Annotated in this window: 23 protein-coding genes; all 23 read right to left on the minus strand. The window is 60.7% G+C overall.

The features are described from left to right. Nucleotides 1-31: 31 nt before the first annotated feature. Nucleotides 32-916 carry a flagellar motor protein MotD gene (gene motD, locus J3P82_RS18290; protein WP_186610447.1) on the minus strand — a complete coding sequence of 295 codons (885 nt, stop codon included), beginning with the start codon at nucleotides 914-916 and terminating at the stop codon, nucleotides 32-34. A gap of 15 nt (nucleotides 917-931) precedes the next feature. Beyond that, complete coding sequence (locus tag J3P82_RS18295; RefSeq protein WP_305499634.1) at nucleotides 932-1672, minus strand: flagellar motor protein; 741 nt, start codon at nucleotides 1670-1672, stop codon at nucleotides 932-934. Continuing rightward, the gene (locus tag J3P82_RS18300) at nucleotides 1672-2805 is read right to left on the minus strand and encodes a protein-glutamate methylesterase/protein-glutamine glutaminase (RefSeq protein WP_434558085.1); all 1134 of its coding nucleotides are present in this window, start codon (nucleotides 2803-2805) and stop codon (nucleotides 1672-1674) included. The genes J3P82_RS18295 and J3P82_RS18300 overlap by 1 nt, the downstream gene beginning before the upstream one ends. 48 nt (nucleotides 2806-2853) lie before the next feature. Then, on the minus strand, nucleotides 2854-5097 hold the full coding sequence (locus tag J3P82_RS18305; RefSeq protein ID WP_434558086.1) for a chemotaxis protein CheA: 2244 nt from the start codon (nucleotides 5095-5097) through the stop codon (nucleotides 2854-2856). 30 nt (nucleotides 5098-5127) lie between these two features. Beyond that, nucleotides 5128-5913, minus strand: coding sequence for a protein phosphatase CheZ (locus J3P82_RS18310; protein ID WP_186637153.1), 786 nt, complete (start codon nucleotides 5911-5913; stop codon nucleotides 5128-5130). An 18-nt stretch (nucleotides 5914-5931) separates the two neighbouring features. After that, complete coding sequence (locus tag J3P82_RS18315; protein ID WP_008006721.1) at nucleotides 5932-6303, minus strand: chemotaxis response regulator CheY; 372 nt, start codon at nucleotides 6301-6303, stop codon at nucleotides 5932-5934. Between the two features lie 171 nt (nucleotides 6304-6474). Continuing rightward, nucleotides 6475-7218: an RNA polymerase sigma factor FliA gene (gene fliA, locus J3P82_RS18320; RefSeq protein WP_003199123.1), complete on the minus strand. Its 744-nt coding sequence runs from the start codon at nucleotides 7216-7218 to the stop codon at nucleotides 6475-6477. Further along, nucleotides 7215-8045, minus strand: a complete 831-nt coding sequence (fleN, locus tag J3P82_RS18325) for a flagellar synthesis regulator FleN (RefSeq protein ID WP_003184001.1) — start codon at nucleotides 8043-8045, stop codon at nucleotides 7215-7217. Before fleN ends, fliA begins: the two co-directional genes overlap by 4 nt. 116 nt (nucleotides 8046-8161) lie before the next feature. Next, on the minus strand, nucleotides 8162-9511 hold the full coding sequence (flhF, locus tag J3P82_RS18330) for a flagellar biosynthesis protein FlhF (RefSeq protein WP_434558087.1): 1350 nt from the start codon (nucleotides 9509-9511) through the stop codon (nucleotides 8162-8164). 11 nt (nucleotides 9512-9522) lie between these two features. Beyond that, nucleotides 9523-11652 carry a flagellar biosynthesis protein FlhA gene (gene flhA, locus J3P82_RS18335; RefSeq protein ID WP_434558088.1) on the minus strand — a complete coding sequence of 710 codons (2130 nt, stop codon included), beginning with the start codon at nucleotides 11650-11652 and terminating at the stop codon, nucleotides 9523-9525. 125 nt (nucleotides 11653-11777) lie between these two features. Next, nucleotides 11778-12914: a flagellar biosynthesis protein FlhB gene (gene flhB / locus J3P82_RS18340; protein ID WP_434558089.1), complete on the minus strand. Its 1137-nt coding sequence runs from the start codon at nucleotides 12912-12914 to the stop codon at nucleotides 11778-11780. A 3-nt stretch (nucleotides 12915-12917) separates the two neighbouring features. After that, a complete protein-coding gene (fliR, locus tag J3P82_RS18345) occupies nucleotides 12918-13700 on the minus strand; it encodes a flagellar biosynthetic protein FliR (protein ID WP_186637160.1) in 783 nt (260 codons plus the stop codon). A 4-nt stretch (nucleotides 13701-13704) separates the two neighbouring features. Next, nucleotides 13705-13974: a flagellar biosynthesis protein FliQ gene (gene fliQ, locus J3P82_RS18350; protein WP_434558090.1), complete on the minus strand. Its 270-nt coding sequence runs from the start codon at nucleotides 13972-13974 to the stop codon at nucleotides 13705-13707. Between the two features lie 23 nt (nucleotides 13975-13997). After that, the gene (gene fliP, locus J3P82_RS18355) at nucleotides 13998-14747 is read right to left on the minus strand and encodes a flagellar type III secretion system pore protein FliP (protein ID WP_434558091.1); all 750 of its coding nucleotides are present in this window, start codon (nucleotides 14745-14747) and stop codon (nucleotides 13998-14000) included. Further along, nucleotides 14747-15184, minus strand: a complete 438-nt coding sequence (fliO, locus tag J3P82_RS18360; protein WP_434558092.1) for a flagellar biosynthetic protein FliO — start codon at nucleotides 15182-15184, stop codon at nucleotides 14747-14749. Before fliO ends, fliP begins: the two co-directional genes overlap by 1 nt. Continuing rightward, nucleotides 15185-15640 carry a flagellar motor switch protein FliN gene (gene fliN / locus J3P82_RS18365; RefSeq protein WP_186637171.1) on the minus strand — a complete coding sequence of 152 codons (456 nt, stop codon included), beginning with the start codon at nucleotides 15638-15640 and terminating at the stop codon, nucleotides 15185-15187. A 72-nt stretch (nucleotides 15641-15712) separates the two neighbouring features. Beyond that, a complete protein-coding gene (gene fliM / locus J3P82_RS18370; RefSeq protein ID WP_434558093.1) occupies nucleotides 15713-16681 on the minus strand; it encodes a flagellar motor switch protein FliM in 969 nt (322 codons plus the stop codon). 9 nt (nucleotides 16682-16690) lie between these two features. Beyond that, nucleotides 16691-17194, minus strand: coding sequence for a flagellar basal body-associated protein FliL (gene fliL / locus J3P82_RS18375; protein ID WP_186637176.1), 504 nt, complete (start codon nucleotides 17192-17194; stop codon nucleotides 16691-16693). Nucleotides 17195-17407: 213 nt separating this feature from the next. Then, complete coding sequence (locus J3P82_RS18380) at nucleotides 17408-18781, minus strand: flagellar hook-length control protein FliK (protein WP_434558094.1); 1374 nt, start codon at nucleotides 18779-18781, stop codon at nucleotides 17408-17410. A gap of 87 nt (nucleotides 18782-18868) precedes the next feature. Beyond that, a complete protein-coding gene (locus tag J3P82_RS18385) occupies nucleotides 18869-19213 on the minus strand; it encodes an Hpt domain-containing protein (protein WP_434558095.1) in 345 nt (114 codons plus the stop codon). Nucleotides 19214-19244: 31 nt separating this feature from the next. After that, nucleotides 19245-20951, minus strand: a complete 1707-nt coding sequence (locus J3P82_RS18390; protein WP_434558096.1) for an ATP-binding SpoIIE family protein phosphatase — start codon at nucleotides 20949-20951, stop codon at nucleotides 19245-19247. Between the two features lie 5 nt (nucleotides 20952-20956). After that, nucleotides 20957-21262 carry an STAS domain-containing protein gene (locus J3P82_RS18395; protein WP_258648063.1) on the minus strand — a complete coding sequence of 102 codons (306 nt, stop codon included), beginning with the start codon at nucleotides 21260-21262 and terminating at the stop codon, nucleotides 20957-20959. 102 nt (nucleotides 21263-21364) lie between these two features. After that, nucleotides 21365-21814 carry a flagellar export protein FliJ gene (fliJ, locus tag J3P82_RS18400; RefSeq protein ID WP_198797723.1) on the minus strand — a complete coding sequence of 150 codons (450 nt, stop codon included), beginning with the start codon at nucleotides 21812-21814 and terminating at the stop codon, nucleotides 21365-21367. Nucleotide 21815: the final 1 nt, after the last annotated feature.

Below are 21815 nucleotides of genomic sequence, written 5' to 3' on the forward strand. Positions count from 1 at the left end.
TCAAGACGCGCTCGATCGAGAAATAGCTCGGTTATAAAGCCGGTGACGGAGAATTGACGGCGTTCTGTCTTACCGGCGACTTGACCGGGGGCGGTGCAGTTTGTGTGCCAGCCCGCTTCAATGCCGCATCCGGTTTTGCGTTCGCAGTGCCCGTACCGGTCAGGCTGCGACGGACATCGAGGTTGCGCGAGACCACCAGCACCACCCGCCGGTTGCGCGCACGCCCTTCGGCGGTGGCGTTGTTCGCCACCGGCTGGAATTCGCCATAGCCCACCGATGCCAGCCGACCGGGATTGACGCCCTGCATGGCCAGCATGCGCACGATGCTCGCCGAACGGGCCGAGGACAATTCCCAGTTGGTCGGGTACTGCGCGGTGCGGATCGGCTGGTCATCGGTGAAACCTTCGACGTGGATCGGGTTGTCGAACGGTTTCAGGATCGTCGCGACCTTATCGATGATGGTAAACGCCATGTCGCTGGGCATCGCGTCGCCGCTGCCGAATAACAGGCTGGAATTGAGTTCGATCTCGACCCACAACTCATTGCCGCGCACGGTCATCTGGTTGGAGCTGATCAGGTCGCCGAACGCCGCGCTGATGTCATCGGCGATGCTCTTCAGCGGATCGCTGCCACCGGCAATACCGGCATCGACCTGCTCGGCGTCCCTGACCAGAGGCTTGGCCGGGGTCGTCGTCTTCGGACGCTCGTCACCGATGGGAATGGGCTTGAGGGCGCGATCGGAGTCGGTAAAAACCCCGATCAACGCCTCGGAGATCACTTTGTACTTGCCTTCGTTGACCGACGAGATCGAATACATGACCACGAAAAAGGCGAACAGCAGCGTGATGAAGTCGGCATAGGAAACCAGCCAGCGTTCATGGTTGACGTGTTCTTCACGATGCCTGCGACGTGCCATTTTCCATATCCTCCATCAGTCCATGAAGCCCTGGAGCTTCAACTCAATGGAGCGCGGGTTTTCACCTTCGGCGATCGACAGGATCCCTTCCAGCAGCATTTCGCGGTAGCGCGACTGGCGCAACGCAATGGACTTGAGCTTGGCGGCAATTGGCAACAACACCAGGTTGGCACTCGCCACGCCGTAGATCGTGGCAACGAAGGCCACGGCGATACCGCTGCCCAGCTGCGACGGATCGGCCAGGTTGCCCATCACGTGGATCAAGCCCATGACCGCGCCGATGATGCCGATGGTCGGCGCGTAGCCGCCCATGCTTTCGAAGACTTTCGCCGCTTCGATGTCGCGGCTTTCCTGGGTGTAGAAATCCACTTCCAGGATGCTGCGGATCGCTTCCGGTTCGGCGCCGTCCACCAGCAATTGCAGGCCTTTGCGCGAGTAGCTGTCGGGTTCGGCATCGGCCACCCCTTCCAGACCCAGCAAGCCTTCCTTGCGCGCGGTGAGGCTCCAGTTGACGACGCGGTCGATGCCACCGGCCAGATCGACCCGCGGCGGGAACAAAATCCAGACCAGTACCTGCATGGCGCGCTTGAACGCGCTCATCGGCGATTGCAACAGCGCGGCGCCGACGGTGCCACCGATCACGATCAATGCGGCCGGGCCGTTGGCCAGCGCGCCCAGGTGACCGCCTTCCAGATAATTGCCACCAATGATGGCGACGAACGCCATGATGATGCCGATCAGGCTGAGCACATCCATTACAGGCACGCCTCGACCAGGTGTCTACCGATATCGTCCAGGCTGTAGACCGCGTCGGCCAGGTCCGCCTTGACGATCGCCATCGGCATGCCATAGATCACGCAACTGGCTTCGTCCTGGGCCCAGATCGCACTGCCGCCCTGCTTGAGCAGGCGTGCGCCTTCGCGACCGTCGGCGCCCATGCCGGTGAGCACCACTGCCAGAACTTTGTCGCCGTAGGATTTCGCGGCGGAACCGAAGGTAATGTCGACGCATGGCTTGTAGTTCAAACGCTCATCGCCCGGCAGGATTTTCACCGCGCCACGGCCGTCGATCATCATCTGCTTGCCACCCGGCGCCAGCAGTGCCAGGCCTGGGCGCAGGATGTCGCCGTCTTCGGCTTCCTTGACGCTGATGTTGCACAGCTTGTCCAGGCGCTCGGCGAAAGCCTTGGTGAACGCGGCAGGCATATGCTGGATCAGCACGATGGGGGCCGGAAAATTGGCCGGCAACTGGGTCAGGACCCGCTGCAGCGCGACCGGGCCGCCCGTGGACGTGCCGATGGCGACGAGCTTGTAAGCCTTGCGCTTGGGCGCCGGCGACGAAGCGCTGGCAGGCGCCGAACGAGCGGGAGCAGGTGCCGGGGCACTGCGAACCGGTGCCGGGTTGAAACCGCTGGACGACGCTGGCGTTGGCGCAGGCGTCGGCGCGACAGTAGGTGCAGGTGCAGGTGCGCTGTAGGCACTGACACGCCGATTACTGCGGGAGATGCTGTGGACTTTCTCGCACAGCATCTGCCGGACCTTGTCCGGGTTGCGCGAAATGTCTTCGAAATTCTTTGGCAGGAAATCCACCGCCCCGGCGTCCAGCGCATCGAGGGTGACACGAGCGCCTTCGTGGGTCAGGGAGGAAAACATCAATACCGGGGTCGGGCAGCGCTGCATGATATGCCGCACCGCCGTGATGCCATCCATCATCGGCATCTCGTAGTCCATGGTGATCACGTCCGGCTTGAGTGCCAGGGCTTGATCGATCGCCTCTTTACCATTGGTCGCCGTGCCGACGACCTGAATGCTCGTGTCCGCTGAAAGAATTTCCGAGACGCGGCGGCGGAAGAACCCCGAATCGTCCACCACCAGGACTTTAACTACCATAAACACTCCGTTAGACAAGGCGCGGCGCTGGGCCATGCCCCTCCAGAATCAAATACGCCGAGCGGCGTAGCGCTTGAGCATGCTAGGCACATCGAGAATCAACGCGATGCGGCCGTCGCCGGTGATGGTGGCGCCGGACATGCCCGGTGTGCCCTGGAGCATCTTGCCCAATGGCTTGATGACCACTTCTTCCTGGCCAACCAACTGATCGACAACGAAGCCGATCCGCTGGGTGCCCACCGAAAGGATCACCACATGGCCTTCGCCCTGCTCGACATGAGCGGCGGAGCTGACCAACCAGCGCTTGAGGTAGAACAGCGGCAGCGCCTTGTCCCGGACGATGACCACTTCCTGGCCGTCCACCACGTTGGTGCGCGACAGGTCGAGGTGGAAAATCTCGTTGACGTTGACCAGCGGGAAGGCGAAGGCCTGGTTGCCCAGCATCACCATCAGGGTCGGCATGATCGCCAGGGTCAACGGGACCTTGATGACGATCTTGGAGCCCTGGCCCTTGGTCGAGTAGATGTTGATCGAGCCGTTGAGCTGGGAAATCTTGGTCTTCACCACGTCCATGCCCACGCCACGACCCGACACGTCGGAAATCTCGGTCTTGGTCGAGAAGCCCGGGGCGAAGATCAGGTTGTAGCACTCGGATTCGCTCAGGCGATCGGCCGCGTCCTTGTCCATCACGCCGCGTTTCACGGCGATGGCGCGCAACACATTCGGGTCCATGCCCTTGCCGTCGTCGGAGATCGACAACAGGATGTGGTCACCCTCCTGCTCGGCAGCCAGGATCACCTTGCCGCCGCGAACCTTTCCGGAGGCCTCGCGTTCTTCCGGCGACTCGATGCCGTGGTCGACCGCGTTGCGCACCAAGTGGACCAGCGGGTCGGCCAGGGCCTCGACAAGGTTCTTGTCGAGGTCGGTCTCTTCACCCACCAGTTCCAGGTTGATTTCTTTCTTGAGCTGGCGAGCCAGGTCTCGAACCAGGCGCGGGAAGCGCCCGAAGACTTTCTTGATCGGCTGCATCCGGGTCTTCATGACCGCGGTCTGCAAGTCGGCCGTGACCACGTCGAGGTTCGACACGGCCTTGGACATGGCTTCGTCCTGGCTGTTGAGGCCCAGGCGCACCAGGCGGTTACGCACCAGCACCAATTCGCCGACCATGTTCATGATCTCGTCCAGGCGCGCGGTGTCGACCCGAACGGTAGTCTCGGCTTCGCTGGCCGGTTTTTCGGCGGGCGGTGCAGCCGGCGCACGGGCAGGCGCCGGTGCAGCAGCGGCGGGCTTGGGTGTCTCGGCCTTGGGCTCGGGTGCCTTGGCGGCCGGTTTTGGCGCGGCCTTGGCGACAGCCGCAGCGGTAGCCGCCGGCGCAGCAGAGGCCGTACCGACTTCGCTGAACTTGCCCTTGCCGTGCAACTCGTCGAGCAGTGATTCAAATTCGTGATCGCTGATCAGGTCGCTGCCAGCTGCCGCGGCGGCTGGCTTGGCCGGGGTCGGCGCGGAAGCGATGGCCGAATCCAGCGCATCGACGGCAAAGGTTCCCTTGCCATGCAGTTGATCGAGCAACGCCTCGAATTCATCATCGGTAATGTCGGAATTATCGCCAGCCGCCTTTGGCGCGGCCGGGGCCGGGGTCGCCGGGGCTGCGACGGCATCGGCAGCAAACTGACCCTTGCCGTGAAGCTGGTCGAGCAGCGACTCGAACTCGTCGTCGGTAATTTCATCGCTGGCAGCTGCGCCGGTGGCTTGCGCAGCAGGCGCGGCCGGAGCCTCAGCCTGGGCCTTGACGGCGCTCAGCGAGTCCAGCAGCGATTCGAATTCATGATCGGTGATGTCACCCGATGCCTCGGCAACCGGCTCTTGAGCCACAGGTTCGGCAGGCGCGGCTTCGTCAGCCGATTGCGGCTCGGCCAGGCGTGCCAGCGCGGCGAGCAACTCAGGGGTGGCAGCGGTGACCGGCGAGCGCTCACGCACTTCGCTGAACATGCTATTGACCGCATCCAGCGCTTCGAGCACCACGTCCATCAGTTCCGAATCAACGCGACGCTCACCCTTGCGCAGGATGTCGAACACGTTCTCGGCAATGTGGCAGCACTCCACCAGCTCGTTGAGCTGGAGGAAGCCGGCGCCTCCTTTTACAGTGTGGAAACCGCGAAAAATTGCATTGAGCAGGTCCGCATCATCAGGTCGGCTTTCCAGCTCGACCAGTTGTTCGGAAAGTTGCTCTAGAATCTCGCCGGCCTCAACCAGGAAATCCTGAAGGATCTCTTCATCGGCGCCGAAGCTCATTAATGGCTGCTCCTAAAATAGGGCTAAAACTCAAAATCCAAGGCTGGACAGCAAATCGTCCACATCGTCCTGACCGGACACAACGTCTTCTCTTTTATCGGCATGAATCTGCGGACCTTCACCCTGAGAGAGATGTTTTTGTGGATCTTTTTCAGCAAGCATCGCTTCACGGTCGTGTTCGATGCCCGCAAAGCGGTCGACTTGGCTGGCCATCAACACCAGCTTGAGCAAATTGCTTTCCACTTCGGTGACCAGTTGGGTCACGCGCTTGATTACCTGACCGGTCAGGTCCTGGTAATCCTGGGCCAACAGAATGTCGTTGAGGTTGCTCGCCACGGCACGGTTCTCGGTGCTGCTGCGCGTCAGGAAACCGTCGACCCGACGGGCCAGCTCGCGAAACTCTTCGGCGCCGACTTCGCGACGCATGAACCGACCCCAATCGGTGCTCAACGCCTGGGCTTCATCACTCAGGCCGTTGACCAGGGGGGTTGCGCTTTCCACCAGGTCCATGGTGCGGTTGGCCGCGGCCTCGGTCAGCTTGACCACATAACCCAGGCGCTCGGTGGCGTCGGTGATCTGCGAGACTTCCTCGGCCTGTGGCATGTTCGGGTCGATCTGGAAATTGACGATCGCACTGTGCAGTTCACGGGTGAGCTTGCCGACTTCCTGGTACAGACCTCGGTCACGGGTCTGGTTGAGCTCATGAATCATTTGAACCGCATCACCGAAGCGGCCCTTTTCAAGGCTGTCGACCAGTTCGCGGGCATGTTTTTTCAGGGTCGATTCGAAATCGCCCATTGAAGATTCGTTGTCCATAGCTCCCCCGTGGCGCCGTTAACCGATGCGTTCGAAGATTTTTTCGATCTTCTCTTTCAACGCCTGGGCCGTGAAGGGTTTGACCACATAGCCGTTTACACCGGCCTGGGCCGCTTCGATGATCTGCTCGCGCTTGGCTTCGGCAGTCACCATCAGCACCGGAAGGTGCTTGAGTTTTTCGTCGGCGCGCACGTGGCGCAGCAAGTCGATACCGGTCATGCCAGGCATGTTCCAGTCAGTCACCAGAAAGTCGATGCTCCCGCTGTTGAGGACGGGAATGGCAGTGATGCCATCGTCGGCCTCGACCGTGTTGGTGAACCCGAGGTCACGCAACAGGTTTTTTATGATCCGCCGCATCGTTGAGAAGTCATCAACGATGAGGATTTTCATGTTCTTGTCCAATTCGACCTCCAAGCAGTCTTAAACGCGCCCAGCACCTGGACGCGCCATTTCAATCAATTCCGGCATAACACTCGACAACGGTCTGGAGCACAACGGATGAGACTGGCCCGGCACACACATGCCGGGCCAGCCCCGCTCGCAGCGTCCCCACACTGCCCGTCAGCGCGCTCGCCACTCCCCCAAACGCCCCCGCAAGCGGGCCGCGCACTGGCTGTGTAACTGGCTGACCCGTGATTCGCTGACCCCCAGGACCTCACCGATTTCCTTGAGGTTCAGCTCTTCGTCGTAGTACAGCGCCAAGACCAGTCGCTCACGTTCCGGCAAATTGGCAATCGCTTCCGCCAGCGCGCTCTGGAAACGTTCATCTTCCAGGTCACGCGACGGCTCCATGTGAGCACTCGCGTTATCCTCATGCAGCCCTTCGTGTTCGCCGTCCTGCAACAGGTCGTCGAAACTGAACAAGCGACTGCCCAAGGTATCGTTCAAAATCCCGTAATAATCATCGAGACTCAACTGGAGTTCGGCCGCAACCTCGTGATCTTTAGCGTCACGTCCGGTTTTAGCTTCGATAGCGCGGATCGCGTCACTGACCATGCGGGTGTTGCGATGCACCGAACGGGGTGCCCAGTCGCCCTTGCGGACTTCATCGAGCATCGCTCCGCGAATACGGATACCGGCATACGTCTCGAAACTGGCGCCCTTGCTCGCGTCGTATTTATTCGACACTTCGAGCAAGCCGATCATGCCCGCCTGGATCAAGTCTTCGACCTGGACACTGGCCGGCAGGCGCGCCAGCAAGTGATAGGCGATACGCTTGACCAGGGGCGCGTAACGCTCGATCAATTCGTATTGGGCGTCCCGTGCCGATTTTTTGTAGAGATGGTTGTAACCGCTGGCTGTCATAACACGGGCCCTGCTGTTTGTTGCACGAGACGCTCGACGAAAAATTCCAGATGCCCGCGTGGGTTGGCCGGCAAGGGCCAGGTATCGACTTTCTGGGCGATTGCCTTGAACGCCAGCGCGCATTTGGAACGTGGAAAGGCTTCATAAACGGCACGTTGCTTCTGGACGGCCTTGCGTACGCTTTCGTCGTAAGGCACTGCGCCGACGTATTGTAGGGCGACGTCCAGGAAGCGATCCGTGACCTTTGTCAACTTGGCGAACAGGTTGCGTCCTTCCTGCGGGCTCTGGGCCATGTTGGCCAGGACGCGAAAGCGGTTCATGCCATAGTCGCGGTTAAGCAATTTGATCAGGGCGTAGGCATCGGTGATGGACGTCGGTTCGTCGCACACCACCAGCAGGACTTCCTGGGCGGCGCGCACGAAACTGACGACCGAGTCACCGATACCGGCGGCCGTGTCGATCACCAGCACATCGAGGTTGTCGCCGATGTCGCTGAAAGCCTGGATCAGGCCCGCGTGCTGCGCCGGTGTCAGGTGAACCATGCTCTGGGTGCCGGAGGCCGCCGGCACGATGCGAATCCCGCCCGGCCCCTGCAGGAGCACGTCGCGCAGTTCACAGCGACCTTCGATCACGTCCGCCAGCGTGCGCTTGGGTGTAAGCCCCAGCAACACGTCGACGTTCGCCAGGCCCAGGTCGGCGTCCAGCAGCATGACCCGTCGGCCAAGCTCTGCCAGAGCCAGGGACAAGTTCACTGACACGTTAGTCTTCCCGACGCCACCTTTGCCGCCGGTCACCGCGATCACCTGTACGGGATGCATGCTGCCCATGTTCGTTCTTTACCTTGTCTTACTTAGACGGAGGCCACATTACTGGCTGCGCGTTCACATATGGAACAATGCATGGCAGACCATCGATGTAGGTACAAAAAATATTCATGATTACCTCAGCCGACCTGCTTGGTCGGGCTGTGGTAGATATCAGCGAACATGTCAGCCATGGCTTCTTCGCTGGGTTCTTCCTGCATTTGCACACTCACGGCACGACTGACCAGTTGATGACGGCGCGGCAGATGCAAATCATCCGGGATCCGCGGCCCGTCGGTCAGGTAGGCCACCGGTAGTTCATGACCGATTGCCAGGCTCAACACCTCGCCCAGGCTTGCCGTTTCGTCCAGCTTAGTCAGGATGCAGCCGGCCAGCCCGCAGCGTTTGTAGCTGTGGTATGCGGCGGTTAGAACCTGTTTCTGGCTGGTGGTTGCCAACACGAGATAATTCTTTGACTTGATGCCACGCCCGGCCAGGCTTTCGAGCTGCATGCGCAGGGCCGGATCGCTGGCTTGCAGGCCGGCGGTGTCGATCAGTACGACGCGCTTGCGCATCAAAGGCTCCAGCGCCTGGGCCAGGGATTGGCCCGGATCCACATGGGTCACCGACACATTGAGGATCCGGCCCAGGGTCTTGAGTTGTTCCTGGGCGCCGATGCGGAAACTGTCCATGCTCACCAGGGCGATGCTCTGAGCGCCGTACTTGAGAACATAGCGAGCCGCGAGCTTGGCCAAGGTGGTGGTCTTGCCCATGCCGGCTGGGCCGACCATGGCGATGACACCGCCCTCTTCCAATGGCTCTACTTCCGGCGTGGCGATCATCCGCGCCAAGTGGGCGAGCAACATGCGCCAGGCCTGGCGAGGCTCTTCGATGCCATTGATCAGCGCCAGCAGGTCCCGCGACAACGGGCCGGACAGGCCAATGCGTTGCAGGCGACGCCACAGGTTGGCCTGGGCCGGACGGCTGCCTTGCAGTTGGTTCCAGGCCAGCGAGCCGAGCTGGACTTCCATCAGCTCGCGCAAACTGTTGAGTTCGAAACGCATCGAGTCCAAGGCGCGTGGGTCAACGCCCGCCGCTGGCGCTGCCTGCATCGGTGCCGGACGACGCGGCTCGGCCAAGGCTGGCTCGATCAGCGGTTCGGCAGCGGTCAACGGCAGGCCGGCAGTCAATGGCTGACCGGCGAACAATTGGCGATTGGTGCCCGCGCTGCCGTCGCCTTCGCTGCTGCGCAGGCTCAGTTCGGCCTGGGCGCTGGCGATGCGCGACTGGGTCTTGCGCAGCTCATCCTCGAGTTCCATGTTCGGAACCCGTGGGGCCAGCGCCGACAGTTTGTAATCCAGAGCTGCCGTCAGCTCGACACCGCCGGCGATACGACGGTTACCGATGATGGCTGCTTCAGCGCCCAGTTCGTCACGAACCAGTTTCATGGCCTGACGCATATCGGCGGCGAAAAAACGCTTCACTTGCATAAACCACTACCTCAGCCGTTGGGCCCTACTGTCGCAACGATGGTCACTTGCTTGTTGTCCGGTATTTCCTGGTACGCCAGCACATGCAGCCCCGGGACCGCGAGGCGCCCGAATCGCGAGAGCATCGCGCGAATCGGACCGGCCACCAGCAGGATCACTGGTTGGCCTTGCATCTCTTGCCGTTGGGCCGCATCAATCAACGAACGTTGCAGCTTCTCGGCCATGCTTGGCTCCAGCAGAACACCCTCTTCCGAGCCTTGTCCTGCCTTCTGCAAACTATTGAGCAATATCTGTTCCAACCTTGGCTCCAGAGTGATCACAGGCAGCTCGGACTCAGTGCCTACAATGCTTTGGACGATTGCGCGGGATACGCCGACCCGCACCGCAGCCACCAAGGCGGCGGTATCTTGACTCTTCGAAGCGTTGTTGGCGATCGCTTCGGCAATGCTGCGAATGTCGCGAACCGGGACTTGTTCGGCCAGCAGCGCTTGCAACACCTTGAGCAATTGCGAAAGTGAAACCACGCCCGGCACCAATTCTTCTGCCAGCTTCGGCGAGCCCTTGGCCAGTACTTGCAGCAATTGCTGGACTTCCTCGTGGCCGATCAGCTCGCTGGAGTGCTTGTACAAAATCTGGTTCAGGTGAGTCGCGACCACGGTGCTGGCGTCCACCACGGTGTAGCCGAGGGACTGGGCCTGGGCTCGCTGGCTGATTTCGATCCACACCGCTTCCAGGCCGAAAGCCGGATCCTTGGCGGTAATGCCGTTGAGCGAACCGTAGACCTGCCCCGGGTTGATCGCCAGCTCGCGGTCCGGGTAGATCTCGGCTTCGGCCAGGATCACGCCCATGAGCGTCAGGCGATAGGCGCTGGGTGCCAAGTCGAGGTTGTCGCGGATGTGCACGGTGGGCATCAGGAAGCCCAGGTCCTGGGACAGCTTCTTGCGCACGCCCTTGATCCGCGCCAGCAGTTGACCACCCTGATTGCGATCGACCAATGGAATCAGGCGGTAGCCGACTTCCAGGCCGATCATGTCGATCGGCGTCACATCGTCCCAGCCCAGTTCCTTGGTTTCCATGGCGCGGGCCGGCGACGGCAGCAGTTCCTGCTGACGCTTGACCTCATCCAACGCTTGGACTTTCTGCACGTTCTGCTTCTTCCAGAACAGGTAGGCGCCACCGGCAGCCAGGGCAGCCATGCTCAGGAAGGAAAAGTGCGGCATTCCCGGCACGATACCCATCACCGCCATCAAGCCGGCGGCCACGGCCAACGCCTTGGGCGACGCGAACATCTGACGGCCAATCTGCTTGCCCATGTCTTCGGAGCCCGAAGCACGGGTCACCATGATCGCGGCAGCTGTGGATAACAACAGTGATGGCAATTGCGCCACCAAACCGTCACCGATGGTCAGCAAGGCGTACACCTTGCCAGCGTCACCGAAGGTCATGCCATGTTGGAAGATACCGACGGCCATGCCGCCGATCAGGTTGATGAACAGAATCAGCAGGCCGGCAATGGCGTCACCGCGCACGAACTTGCTGGCACCGTCCATGGAACCGTAGAACTCGGCTTCCTGGGCGACTTCAAGACGACGGGCCTTGGCCTGGCCCTGGTCGATCAGGCCGGCGTTGAGGTCAGCATCGATTGCCATTTGTTTGCCGGGCATCGCGTCGAGGGTAAAACGTGCGCTCACCTCGGAAATCCGCCCGGCACCCTTGGTCACCACGACGAAGTTGATGATCATCAAAATCGCGAACACCACGATACCGACCACGTAGTTACCGCCGATTACCACCTCGCCGAAGGCCTGGATCACCTTACCAGCGGCTTCGTGACCTTCGTGACCGTGGATCATGACAACCCGTGTCGACGCTACGTTCAGCGCCAGCCGCATCAGCGTAGCTACCAGCAGAATGGTTGGAAACACTGCAAAATCCAGCGGCCGCAAGGCGTATACGCAGACCAGCAACACGACAATCGACAAGGCGATGTTGAACGTGAAGAACACGTCCAGCAAGAACGGCGGCACAGGCAGCATCATCATGGCGAGCATGACCAGCAGCAACAGCGGCACGCCCAGATTACCCCGGCTGAGGTCTGCTACGTTGCTGCGCGCATTGCTGAGTAACTGAGAGCGATCCACCAAAATTCCCCGTTCCTGTGAAGCAAACTTTTGACGCCCTGAAGGGGCTCAGGCGGGGTATTGCAAGAAGCCTTCCAACTTTTGTAGGAGGCTAAAATAGAAAGGTTTGAAGGGTGCCGACCGACTCAGGAATCGCGCCGCAGATCCGGCGGAATCGGCAAATCCTTGAGCGGATCGGGGCGCTTGCCCTTGCCGGCGCGGTGCTGGCGAATCTGGTAGACGTAGGCCAACACCTGGGCGACGGCCAGATACAGGCCACCCGGGATTTCCTGGTCAAGCTCAGTGGAGTAGTAAATCGACCGCGCCAACGCCGGGGATTCGAGCAGCATCACTTCATTGGCCACGGCGATCTCACGGATCTTCAGCGCCAGGAAATCGCTGCCCTTGGCCAGCAACACCGGTGCGTTGCCTTTTTCGGGGTCGTACTTGAGCGCCACGGCGAAATGGGTCGGGTTGGTGATGACCACGTCGGCGTCGGGGATGGCCGCCATCATTCGTCGCTGGGACACTTCGCGCTGCAACTGACGGATCCGCTGCTTGACTTCGGGCTTGCCTTCTTGCTCCTTGTACTCGTCGCGAATTTCCTGCTTGGTCATCATCAGCTTTTGCTTGCTTTGATAAAGCTGGATCGGCACGTCGATGGCGGCAATCAGAATCAGCCCGCAGGCCATCCACAAGGTGCTCCAGCCAACCAGCTGAACGCTGTGGATAATGGCTTGTTCCAGCGGCTCATGGGCGATACGCAGCAAGTCGTCGATGTCGGCCTGCAGCACCGTCAGCGCAACGAACAGGATCAGCAGAAACTTCCCAAGCGCCTTCAGCAGCTCCATCACCGCCGTGGTTGAGAACATGCGCTTGAGGCCCGCAGCAGGGTTCATCCGACTGAATTTCGGGGCCATGGTCTTGCCGGAAAACAGCCATCCGCCCAAGGAAATGGGCCCCAGAAACGCCGCCAGCAGCAAGAAAATCAGGATCGGCTGCATCGAAATGATTGCGATCTTGCCCGAATGCAACAGGTACTGCGTCATCGCGCCAGGACTCAGTAGCACTTCTCGAGGCAGAGAGAAATTCAGGCGCATGATTTCCAGCAAATCCAAAGCCAGCCCACCGCCATAAATCAGCAAGCCGCCAGCGCCGGCGAGCATGATCGCAAGTGTATTGAGCTCTTTGGAACGTGCGACCTCGCCTTTGTCCCTGGACTCTTTCTTGCGTTTCTCCGTGGGATCTTCTGTCTTGTCCTGGCCACTCTCGCTTTCAGCCATGGTTCAGCGCGCCTGTGCCATATCGCGTAGCAGCTGCAAGGCCTGGGTGGCCAGCGGCTGATACTGGTTGAGAATATCCCCCAGGGTGACCCAGAAAATCACCATGCCCAGCACGAGGGTCAGCGGAAAACCAATGGAAAAGATGTTCAATTGCGGCGCCGCCCGGGTCATTACGCCAAAGGCTATGTTGACCACCAGCAGCGCGGTGATCGCCGGCAACACCAGCAGCATCGCCGCGCCGAGGACCCAGCCGAGCTTGCCGGCAATGTCCCAGAAATGATTGACCAGCATCGCGCTGCCCACCGGCATCGTCGTGAAGCTCTCGGTCAGCACTTCGAACACCACCAGATGTCCGTTCATGGCGAGGAACAACAGCGTCACCAGCATCGTCAGGAACTGCCCGATGACCGCGGTGTTTACGCCGTTGGTGGGGTCGATCATGGAGGCGAACGCCATACCCATCTGGATCGAGATGATTTGTCCAGCGACCACGAATGCCTGGAAGAACAGCTGCAATGAGAAGCCCATCAAGGCACCGATGAGAATCTGTTCGGCCACCAGCATCAGCGCACTGAGGTCCAGGGCGTTGACGGGCGGCATCGGCGGCAGTCCCGGGGCGATGACCACCGTGATCGCCAGGGCCAGGTACAGGCGCACCCGAGTCGGGACCAGGGTAGTGCCAAAGACCGGCATGCTCATCAGCACCGCGGCGACGCGAAACAGCGGCAGGATGAACGACGCCACCCAGGTACTGATCTGGGTGTCCGTCAGCTCGAGCATCGACATCGGCTCAGCCGATCAACTGCGGAATACTGCCGTACAACTGCAGGATGTATTCCATGAAGGTTTGCACCAGCCAAGGGCCGGCGACAATCAGCGTCACCAGCATTACCAGCAGGCGCGGCAGGAAGCTCAGGGTCTGTTCGTTGATCTGTGTGGCGGCCTGGAACATCGCCACCATCAAGCCCACCAGCAGGCTCGGAATTACCAGGATGGCAACCATCACAGTGGTCAGCCAGAGCGCTTCGCGGAACAGGTCTACCGCTACTTCAGGCGTCATAATGTCCTATCCACGCAAAGGGCCTAAACACCGCCGAAACTGCCCGCCAGAGTGCCGATGATCAAGGCCCAGCCGTCCACCAGCACGAACAGCATGATCTTGAACGGCAGCGAAATAATCAGCGGCGACAACATCATCATACCCATGGCCATCAAGATACTGGCGACCACCAGGTCGATGATCAGGAACGGGATGAAAATCATGAAGCCGATCTGGAACGCCGTCTTGAGTTCGGAGGTGACGAACGCCGGCACCAGGATCGTCAGGGGCGCCTGGTCGGGACTGAGGATGTCGGTGCGCTTGGACAGACGCATGAACAGCTCCAGGTCGCTGCTGCGAGTCTGGGCGAGCATGAAATCCTTGATGGGCACCTCGGCCCTTGCCACGGCGTCCTGGGCACTGAGCGTTTCCGCCAGGTAGGGTTGCAGCGCGTCCTTGTTCACTCGGTCGAACACCGGCGCCATGATGAACATGGTCAGGAACAACGCCATGCCGGTGAGGATCTGGTTCGACGGCGTCTGCTGCAGGCCCAGGGCCTGACGCAGGATCGAGAAGACAATGATGATCCGGGTGAAACTGGTCATCAGCATGACGAACGCCGGGATGAAACTCAGCGCGGTCATGATCAGCAGGATCTGCAGGCTGACCGAGTATTCCTGCGCGCCTTCGGCGTTCGTACCCAAGGTAATCGCCGGGATCGACAGCGGGTCGGCGGCAAACACCAACGGCGCGGCCAGCATCAGGGCCAACGCCAACAGAATGCGCAACGGCATTACTTCTTATCCTTCTGGTCTTTACCCAGCAATTCCATGAGCCGCTGGGCAAATTCGGGGGTAGCCTGCTCAGTGGTGGGCACCTGCACCGGCTCCTTGAGGACATGCAAGGCGGTAATCGTGCCGGGGCTCAGGCCGAGCAGGATCTGCTCGTTGCCAACCTGCACCAACACCAGTCGGTCCCGCGGGCCGAGCGCGCGGGAACTGACGATGTCGATCACCTGCCCTTTGCCGGCAGGCCCCGCCTGTTGCACGCGCCGCAACATCCAGGCCAGGAAGAAAATCAATCCGAGCACCAGCAGCAGGCCCAACACCAATTGCGCCAATTGCCCGGCGATACCACTGCCACCCGCCGGCGCAGCGGCCGCCGAGGCCACCGGTTCGGCCGCCAGCACGCTGAACGGCAGCATCAAGGCTGCGGCGAGAAAGCCTTTCATTCAGCGCAGCTTCTTGATGCGTTCGCTCGGGCTGATCACGTCCGTCAGGCGAATGCCAAACTTCTCGTTGACCACCACCACTTCGCCATGGGCGATGAGCGTCCCATTGACCAGCACGTCCAACGGCTCACCGGCCAGGCGGTCCAGTTCGATCACGGAGCCCTGGTTGAGCTGCAACAGGTTGCGAATGTTGATATCGGTGCTGCCCACTTCCATGGAAATCGACACCGGGATGTCGAGAATGACGTCCAGGTTCGGCCCGTCGAGGGTCACTTGCTCGTTGCTTTTTGGCACGCTGCCAAACTCTTCCATCTGCAGACGGTTGGAAGCGTTACCGGTATCGGCGGCCAGCAGCGCGTCAATATCGGCCTGCCCGGCATCTCCGGTTTCTTCCAGGGCGGCAGCCCATTCGTCGGCCAGCGCCTGGTCATCCTGGGTATTCATATCGTCAGCCATCATGTGTCCTCGGCGGGCAAAAATCGGTTAAAAACCTAAAAATTCGTTACAAACTTAAGCGATTGACAGCGCTCAGCGGCGTTCGATCGGCTCGATCACCTGCAACGCGAGGTTGCCTTTGTGAGCGCCCATCTTGACCTTGAAGGCCGGTACGCCGTTGGCGCGCATGATCATCTCTTCAGGCATTTCGACGGGAATGATGTCCCCCGGCTGCATGTGCAGGATGTCTCGCAGGCGCAGCTGGCGCCGGGCAACGGTTGCGCCGATTGGCACGTCGACGTCCAGCACGTCCTGGCGTAAGGCGTTGATCCAGCGCTCGTCCTGGTCATCGAGATCCGATTGGAAACCGGCATCGAGCATTTCACGCACCGGCTCGATCATCGAATACGGCATGGTCACGTGCAGGTCGCCGCCACCACCGTCGAGTTCAATATGGAAAGTCGAGACGACAATCGCTTCGCTTGGCCCGACGATGTTGGCCATGGCCGGGTTCACTTCCGAGTTGATGTACTCGAAGTTCACCTCCATGATCGCCTGCCAGGCTTCTTTCAAGTCGACGAAAGCCTGTTCCAGGACCATGCGCACCACGCGCAACTCGGTCGGGGTGAACTCACGCCCTTCGATCTTCGCGTGACGACCGTCACCGCCGAAGAAGTTGTCCACCAGCTTGAACACCAGCTTGGCGTCGAGGATGAACAGCGCAGTGCCGCGCAGCGGCTTGATCTTGACCAGGTTGAGGCTGGTGGGCACGTACAGCGAGTGCACGTATTCACCAAACTTCATCACCTGCACGCCCCCAACGGCCACGTCGGCCGAACGGCGCAGCATGTTGAACATGCTGATGCGGGTGTATCGGGCAAAACGCTCGTTGATCATTTCCAGGGTCGGCATGCGTCCGCGAACGATGCGATCCTGGCTGGTCAGGTCGTAGCTTTTGACGCTGCCCGGTTCAGCAGCGTTTTCGGTCTGCACCAGGCCGTCGTCGACACCATGCAACAGCGCGTCGATTTCGTCCTGGGACAACAGGTCCTGCACGGCCATGTCGGGTTCCTACTGCAATACGAAGTTAGTGAAGAGCAACTGTTCGATCACCACTTTGCCGAGCTCTTTCTGAGCCACTTCCTGAACGCTGGCCGTGGCTTTCTGACGCAGCATTTCCTGGCCGACCGGAGTGGCCAGGGTGTCGAAACTCTGTCCTGAAAATAGCATGACCAGATTATTGCGAATCAGCGGCATGTGCACCCGCAACGCTTCCAGGTCAGCCTGGTTGCGTCCCAACAGGGTAATGCTCACCTGCATGTAGCGTTGGCGACCGTTCTGGGTGTAGTTGGCCACGAAGGCCGGGGCCATGGGCTCGAAAATCGCCGGCTGCTTGCCTACTGGAGCGGCTTCGACTGCCGGCGCCGGCTTACTCTGAGCGCTGTGCATGAAATACCAGGTCGCCCCCACGGAAACACCCACCGCCAGGAGCAAGCCCACCACGATCATGATGATCATTTTGAGTTTGCCTTTGGTTGCAGGGTCTTTTACTGCTGCTGCTTCGCTCTTCGCCATGCCAATAATCCGTCACTAATCGGGGGTTTCACTGTTGCACGGCTAGGCAGGAGCAAGTGTTATGCCAGAAGTGTGTAGCTCATGTGGTTTGCGCCGCCCACAAACAAAGCGGGAGCGGGCCTGCTCGCGATAGGGTGGATTCCGGCCAGAACAACGCTGGCTGAAAATCCGCTATCGCGAGCAAACGCGCTCCCGCAGGTTTATTGCATTGAATCAGGCGTAGTAATCGACCGCACTGGTGCCGATCACGCTGACGGTGTTGACCGCCACCTCGGCCACGCTGGCCGGCAGATCTTCATTCCCCGAATCCACTCGACCACCGGAGGAAGTCGTGCGTCCCGCCTGGGCCTGCTGCTGGGCTTGCTGATCCTGGCCCTGCGAGCCACGCGACTGATCCGATACGTTGACGTCGACCTGCCCCATGCCCTGCTGGGCAAAACTGTCGCGCAGGCGATGCATCTGGCCTTCGAGGGCTTCGCGAACGCCTGAGTGTGCGCTCATGAAAGTGATCTGGGTCTGCTGGTCCGGAACCATGTTCACCCGGATATCCAGGCGACCGAGTTCGGCCGGTTGCAATTGGATGTCGGCCGCCTTGAGATTGGCGCTCGACAAGTACATCACCCGATTGACCACTTCCTCGGTCCAACCGCTCTGGTTCATGGCGATAGGCTGGTTGACCGGCACCGCGTTGGCGGTTTTTGGCGTGGCCGCCTGGGTCAGCGCTGCCAGGCGGTTGGCGAAGTCGTCCACGCGCGTATCGCTGGACGCCGCGGTCAGGTCCTTGAGGCCTTCACTGATCAAGCCGCTGAACGCTTTCTCGCCGCCCTGGCTACCGGCGCCGGTACTGTCTTGGTCGGCTTGCACGGTGAGCATGCTCGCCATGCCGGCAGTGAAGGTCTGGGCCGATGTCGGCTCGCCATCAAGAGACGCCGATGCCGCTGCCTTGGGCTGTGCCTGGCTGGCAGCGGACACGTGGCCGCCCTGCTCCATCGCCAGGCGCAGGGCTGGAAGCGCATCGAGTGGATCGGCCTGCGGGTCGAACTCCGGATCGATCGCCGGGTCCGTTGCCTTGGCTGGCGTGGCTAAGGCAACGACGGGAGCCGCTACCGCCGCAGTGACGGGAGCCTCGGTCGGGATCACGACAGGCGTAGGCTGAGCCTCGACGGCGGCCACCAGAGCAACGGCGTCCGGCAGCAAGGTCGGATCAAGCGTCGGATCGGAAGGCGCCGCATCCACTACCGGCGCTTCAGCCGTATCGGCGGCGGCATCTTCCGTTGCCTTGCCGTCGGCAGTCGCCGGCTTGTCGGCGGGCAAGGGTTTGCCGCTATCGGCAACCGCCGGCTCAGGAGCGGCAGCCGTGTCGCTGCCTGCATCCTTCTTGACGGTAATATCGGCCGCCTTGTCGCGCAGCGGTTTTGTCGGCGGCTCAGGTACCGCCGGTGATTTGACGGGCGCCTGCTTGGCGAAGACCTGGGCGAAGCTGGAGGCTTTATTCCCGGCGTCCGGGCCTGCTGCCAGCGGATTGACAGCGGCCTGCGGCTTGGCCTGGGCAGTGGCCTGGATGAGTGTATTAGGCGTAACGGGCATAAAATGGTCTCCGCTGCACTGGGATCTTTGATGCAGTCGAGACAGGACAATGCAAGGGATGGGCCAACGCGCCGAACAACAACGACTTTAACAGTGGAAGCCTTCGCGCTCTTCCTTGCAAAGCTCGCGAACATAGGTGAATTCGCTGTTGATCTCGCTGACCAGTTTCTCGATACCCCCCAGCGAGGGCTGCTTGGCGCGCTGTTCGAGCTCGCCGCACAGTTCAGCCAGGCGCAGGGCGCCCATATTGCTGCTACTGCCCTTGAAACTGTGGGCGGTGGCGCTCAATTGTTCGGCATCCCTGGCCTCAAGCAATACACGCAGGCGTGCTTCGGAATCGTTGAGAAACGTATCCAGCAATTCCGGATACCCGTCCTCCATGACTTCCCTCAACGTGCTGAGCACGTCCCGATCCAGATGAATCTCGCTCACTTGTTCGCTCCTTGATCAAGAATGGCCCTAATTATGCCAGAGCCTCCCAGAAAAACTCCACGCGCGCACTACGACCATCGTCGGACCAACTGGCCTGATGGCATAGCTGGCGCACCAGGCTTACACCACGTCCGGATAACCGGTCACGGTCCACTGGCCGGGCCAGCACCCGGCTGACATCGAACCCCTGGCCGCTGTCTTCGACCTCAATGACCAGGCGCCCACCATCCCCTTGGGGAGTCACGTGCAGATGCACGCGGATATGGCCACTGTCCAGCTCGTCCAGACGGGTGCTGCGCTCCGTGTAATAGCGGGCGAAACCCGCCGCATCACGCTTGAGACTCGAATCGAGCCCCAGTACGCCATGCTCCAGTGCGTTGGAGTAAAGCTCCGTCAGGACACTATACAAGGCGCCACTCTGACCCCTGAGCCCATGGACCTCAAGCAATAACTGCAACAGGTAAGGCATCGGGTTGAAACGCTTGAGCGTCTGGGCGCGGAACTCGAAGCTCACCGACCAATCCAGAGGGCTCGACTGGCCGCTATCGGAATAGACCGGTGGCGGCGGGCTGAGTTGCGTCGGCGCGACCAGCCGCACTTCGACCATGCTGAAGTCGTCGCGGGCCTCGCCGCGAAAATCGCCGAGGGCCTGCTGGATATCTTCGAACAGGCGGTCGGGCTCTCGGTTGGCCGCAAACACCTGCTGCAACCTCTCTACGCCGAACGGCTGATCATCGCGGTCGCTGGCTTCGATGACGCCGTCAGACAACAGGAATACACGGTCACCCACCGACATCGGGTGCACTTCAGTTCGGTCATCGAATAACTGCGGCGTCAGCACGCCCAGCGGCAAATGCCGGGCCGGCAAGGGCGTGCGCGCGCCACTCAGGCTGTCATGCAAGTAGCCATCGGGCATGCCGCCGTTCCAGACTTCGACGGTGCAGCGCTGGAAACTCAGGCACAACAGCGTCGCACAGCAGAACATGTCCACCGGCAGGATGCGCTTGAGCTTGGCATTCATCTCCCGCAGGATTTGCGCCAGGCCGTAGCCTTTGGCGGTCATCCCGTAGAACACCTCCGCCAGCGGCATCGCCCCGACCGCCGCCGGCAAGCCGTGGCCAGTAAAATCCCCGAGCAGGATGTGCATGTCGCCAGCCGGGTTGAACGCAGCCAGCAGCAAGTCACCGTTGAACAAGGCATAGGGCGATTGAAGGTAACGGATGTTCGGCGCGCTGAGGCAACCGGAGTGGGCGATCTTGTCGAATACGGCCTTGGCGACCCGCTGCTCGTTAAGCAGGTAGTCGTGGTGCCGGGCGATCTGGTCACGTTGTTCGACCACCGTGGCCTGTAACCGACGCAAGCGGTCCATGGCCTTGATCTTGGCAGCCAGGATCACTTGGTTATAGGGCTTGGCGAGGAAATCGTCACCGCCAGCCTCCAGGCAACGGGCCAGCCCTTCGCTTTCAGTCAACGAGGTGAGGAAAATGATCGGAACCAGCTGGTCCCCGGCCAGATGCTTGATCTGCTGCGCGGCTTCGAAGCCATCCATGACCGGCATCATCGCGTCCATCAGCACCAGGTGCGGACGCTGCTCCCGGTAGACTTCGACCGCCTCGGCGCCATCCGCTGCGGTGAGCACCTGATGGCCTTGACGGCGGACGATGGTCGACAACAGCAGTCGGTCAGCGGCACTGTCTTCGGCAATCAGGATCGTCAGCGGCTCCGGCGACGATTGCATGGTAATCAACTGATATCGAACAACTTGTCGAAATTGGAAATCGCGAGGATTTTCTTGACGTCGCTGCTGCTGTTGACCACACGGATATCCGACTCGTCGCCACCGGCATGATCGCGCAACAGCAGGAGCATGCCCAAGGCAGAGCTGTCGAGGTAGGTGGCTTCTTTCAAATCCACCACGATGGACTCAGGCTTCGTATTGAGCTTTTCGTAAGACTCACGAAATTCCTGGTGTCGGCCAAAATCGAATCGACCTTTGATCGAGATCGTCAGCTTTTGTCCATCTGGGGACACTTCAGTTACGACAGACATATTCACTTCCTTGTCGTGGACATATGTGTACAAGGTGTAGCATCAGGTAGAGGTCTGAGCAAGGAATCAAACCCTCCAACCGACAGAATTCCGCTTTCATGATCAATACGGATCATGGCGCGGCAGACGCTGAGACAGTTCATCGAGCAATTTCTGCTCGCGCTTGTCTTCCAGCTGCCGAGCCTCATCGATATAGCGCTGTACAAGTTTGCGCAGCCCTTCGACCCGGGCGAAGGCTTCCTGCCAGCTCTGGCGAGCCTTTTCCAGGTTGTTCTGGTGCCAGACGAGGCTTTGGCGCTGCTGATCGATCGCGGTGCCCAGCTGTGCGAGGAACCCCTGGTAGCCCAACAGCCATTGCCCGGAAACGCCATGGCTGCCGCGGGCGATCCACTGCTCTTGGTATTCGAGACGAAAATTCTCCAGGTCGGCCAGCTTGCTCTCGGCCACGGCCACTTGTCCCTGGAAATAAGCCAGCCGCTGGACGGCGGTCTTCTCGGCTTTTTCCGCCATGTCCACCACTGGCGCCAGGCGTGCAGCACGACTCGTGGCCATG

Source organism: Pseudomonas sp. Z4-20 (assembly GCF_051131955.1).
In the GTDB taxonomy this organism is placed as follows: Bacteria; Pseudomonadota; Gammaproteobacteria; order Pseudomonadales; family Pseudomonadaceae; genus Aquipseudomonas; species Aquipseudomonas marvdashtae.

Excerpts from the sequence above, each read along its gene's own strand:
- motD (WP_186610447.1), bottom strand. The coding sequence starts at position 916 with ATGGCACGTCGCAGGCATCGTGAAGAACACGTCAACCATGAACGCTGG.
- J3P82_RS18295 (WP_305499634.1), bottom strand. The coding sequence starts at position 1,672 with ATGGATGTGCTCAGCCTGATCGGCATCATCATGGCGTTCGTCGCCATC.
- J3P82_RS18300 (WP_434558085.1), bottom strand. The coding sequence starts at position 2,805 with ATGGTAGTTAAAGTCCTGGTGGTGGACGATTCGGGGTTCTTCCGCCGC.
- J3P82_RS18305 (WP_434558086.1), bottom strand. The coding sequence starts at position 5,097 with ATGAGCTTCGGCGCCGATGAAGAGATCCTTCAGGATTTCCTGGTTGAG.
- J3P82_RS18310 (WP_186637153.1), bottom strand. The coding sequence starts at position 5,913 with ATGGACAACGAATCTTCAATGGGCGATTTCGAATCGACCCTGAAAAAA.
- J3P82_RS18315 (WP_008006721.1), bottom strand. The coding sequence starts at position 6,303 with ATGAAAATCCTCATCGTTGATGACTTCTCAACGATGCGGCGGATCATA.
- fliA (WP_003199123.1), bottom strand. The coding sequence starts at position 7,218 with ATGACAGCCAGCGGTTACAACCATCTCTACAAAAAATCGGCACGGGAC.
- fleN (WP_003184001.1), bottom strand. The coding sequence starts at position 8,045 with ATGGGCAGCATGCATCCCGTACAGGTGATCGCGGTGACCGGCGGCAAA.
- flhF (WP_434558087.1), bottom strand. The coding sequence starts at position 9,511 with ATGCAAGTGAAGCGTTTTTTCGCCGCCGATATGCGTCAGGCCATGAAA.
- flhB (WP_434558089.1), bottom strand. The coding sequence starts at position 12,914 with ATGGCTGAAAGCGAGAGTGGCCAGGACAAGACAGAAGATCCCACGGAG.
- fliR (WP_186637160.1), bottom strand. The coding sequence starts at position 13,700 with ATGTCGATGCTCGAGCTGACGGACACCCAGATCAGTACCTGGGTGGCG.
- fliQ (WP_434558090.1), bottom strand. The coding sequence starts at position 13,974 with ATGACGCCTGAAGTAGCGGTAGACCTGTTCCGCGAAGCGCTCTGGCTG.
- fliP (WP_434558091.1), bottom strand. The coding sequence starts at position 14,747 with ATGCCGTTGCGCATTCTGTTGGCGTTGGCCCTGATGCTGGCCGCGCCG.
- fliO (WP_434558092.1), bottom strand. The coding sequence starts at position 15,184 with ATGAAAGGCTTTCTCGCCGCAGCCTTGATGCTGCCGTTCAGCGTGCTG.
- fliN (WP_186637171.1), bottom strand. The coding sequence starts at position 15,640 with ATGGCTGACGATATGAATACCCAGGATGACCAGGCGCTGGCCGACGAA.
- fliM (WP_434558093.1), bottom strand. The coding sequence starts at position 16,681 with ATGGCCGTGCAGGACCTGTTGTCCCAGGACGAAATCGACGCGCTGTTG.
- fliL (WP_186637176.1), bottom strand. The coding sequence starts at position 17,194 with ATGGCGAAGAGCGAAGCAGCAGCAGTAAAAGACCCTGCAACCAAAGGC.
- J3P82_RS18380 (WP_434558094.1), bottom strand. The coding sequence starts at position 18,781 with ATGCCCGTTACGCCTAATACACTCATCCAGGCCACTGCCCAGGCCAAG.
- J3P82_RS18390 (WP_434558096.1), bottom strand. The coding sequence starts at position 20,951 with ATGCAATCGTCGCCGGAGCCGCTGACGATCCTGATTGCCGAAGACAGT.
- J3P82_RS18395 (WP_258648063.1), bottom strand. The coding sequence starts at position 21,262 with ATGTCTGTCGTAACTGAAGTGTCCCCAGATGGACAAAAGCTGACGATC.
- fliJ (WP_198797723.1), bottom strand. The coding sequence starts at position 21,814 with ATGGCCACGAGTCGTGCTGCACGCCTGGCGCCAGTGGTGGACATGGCG.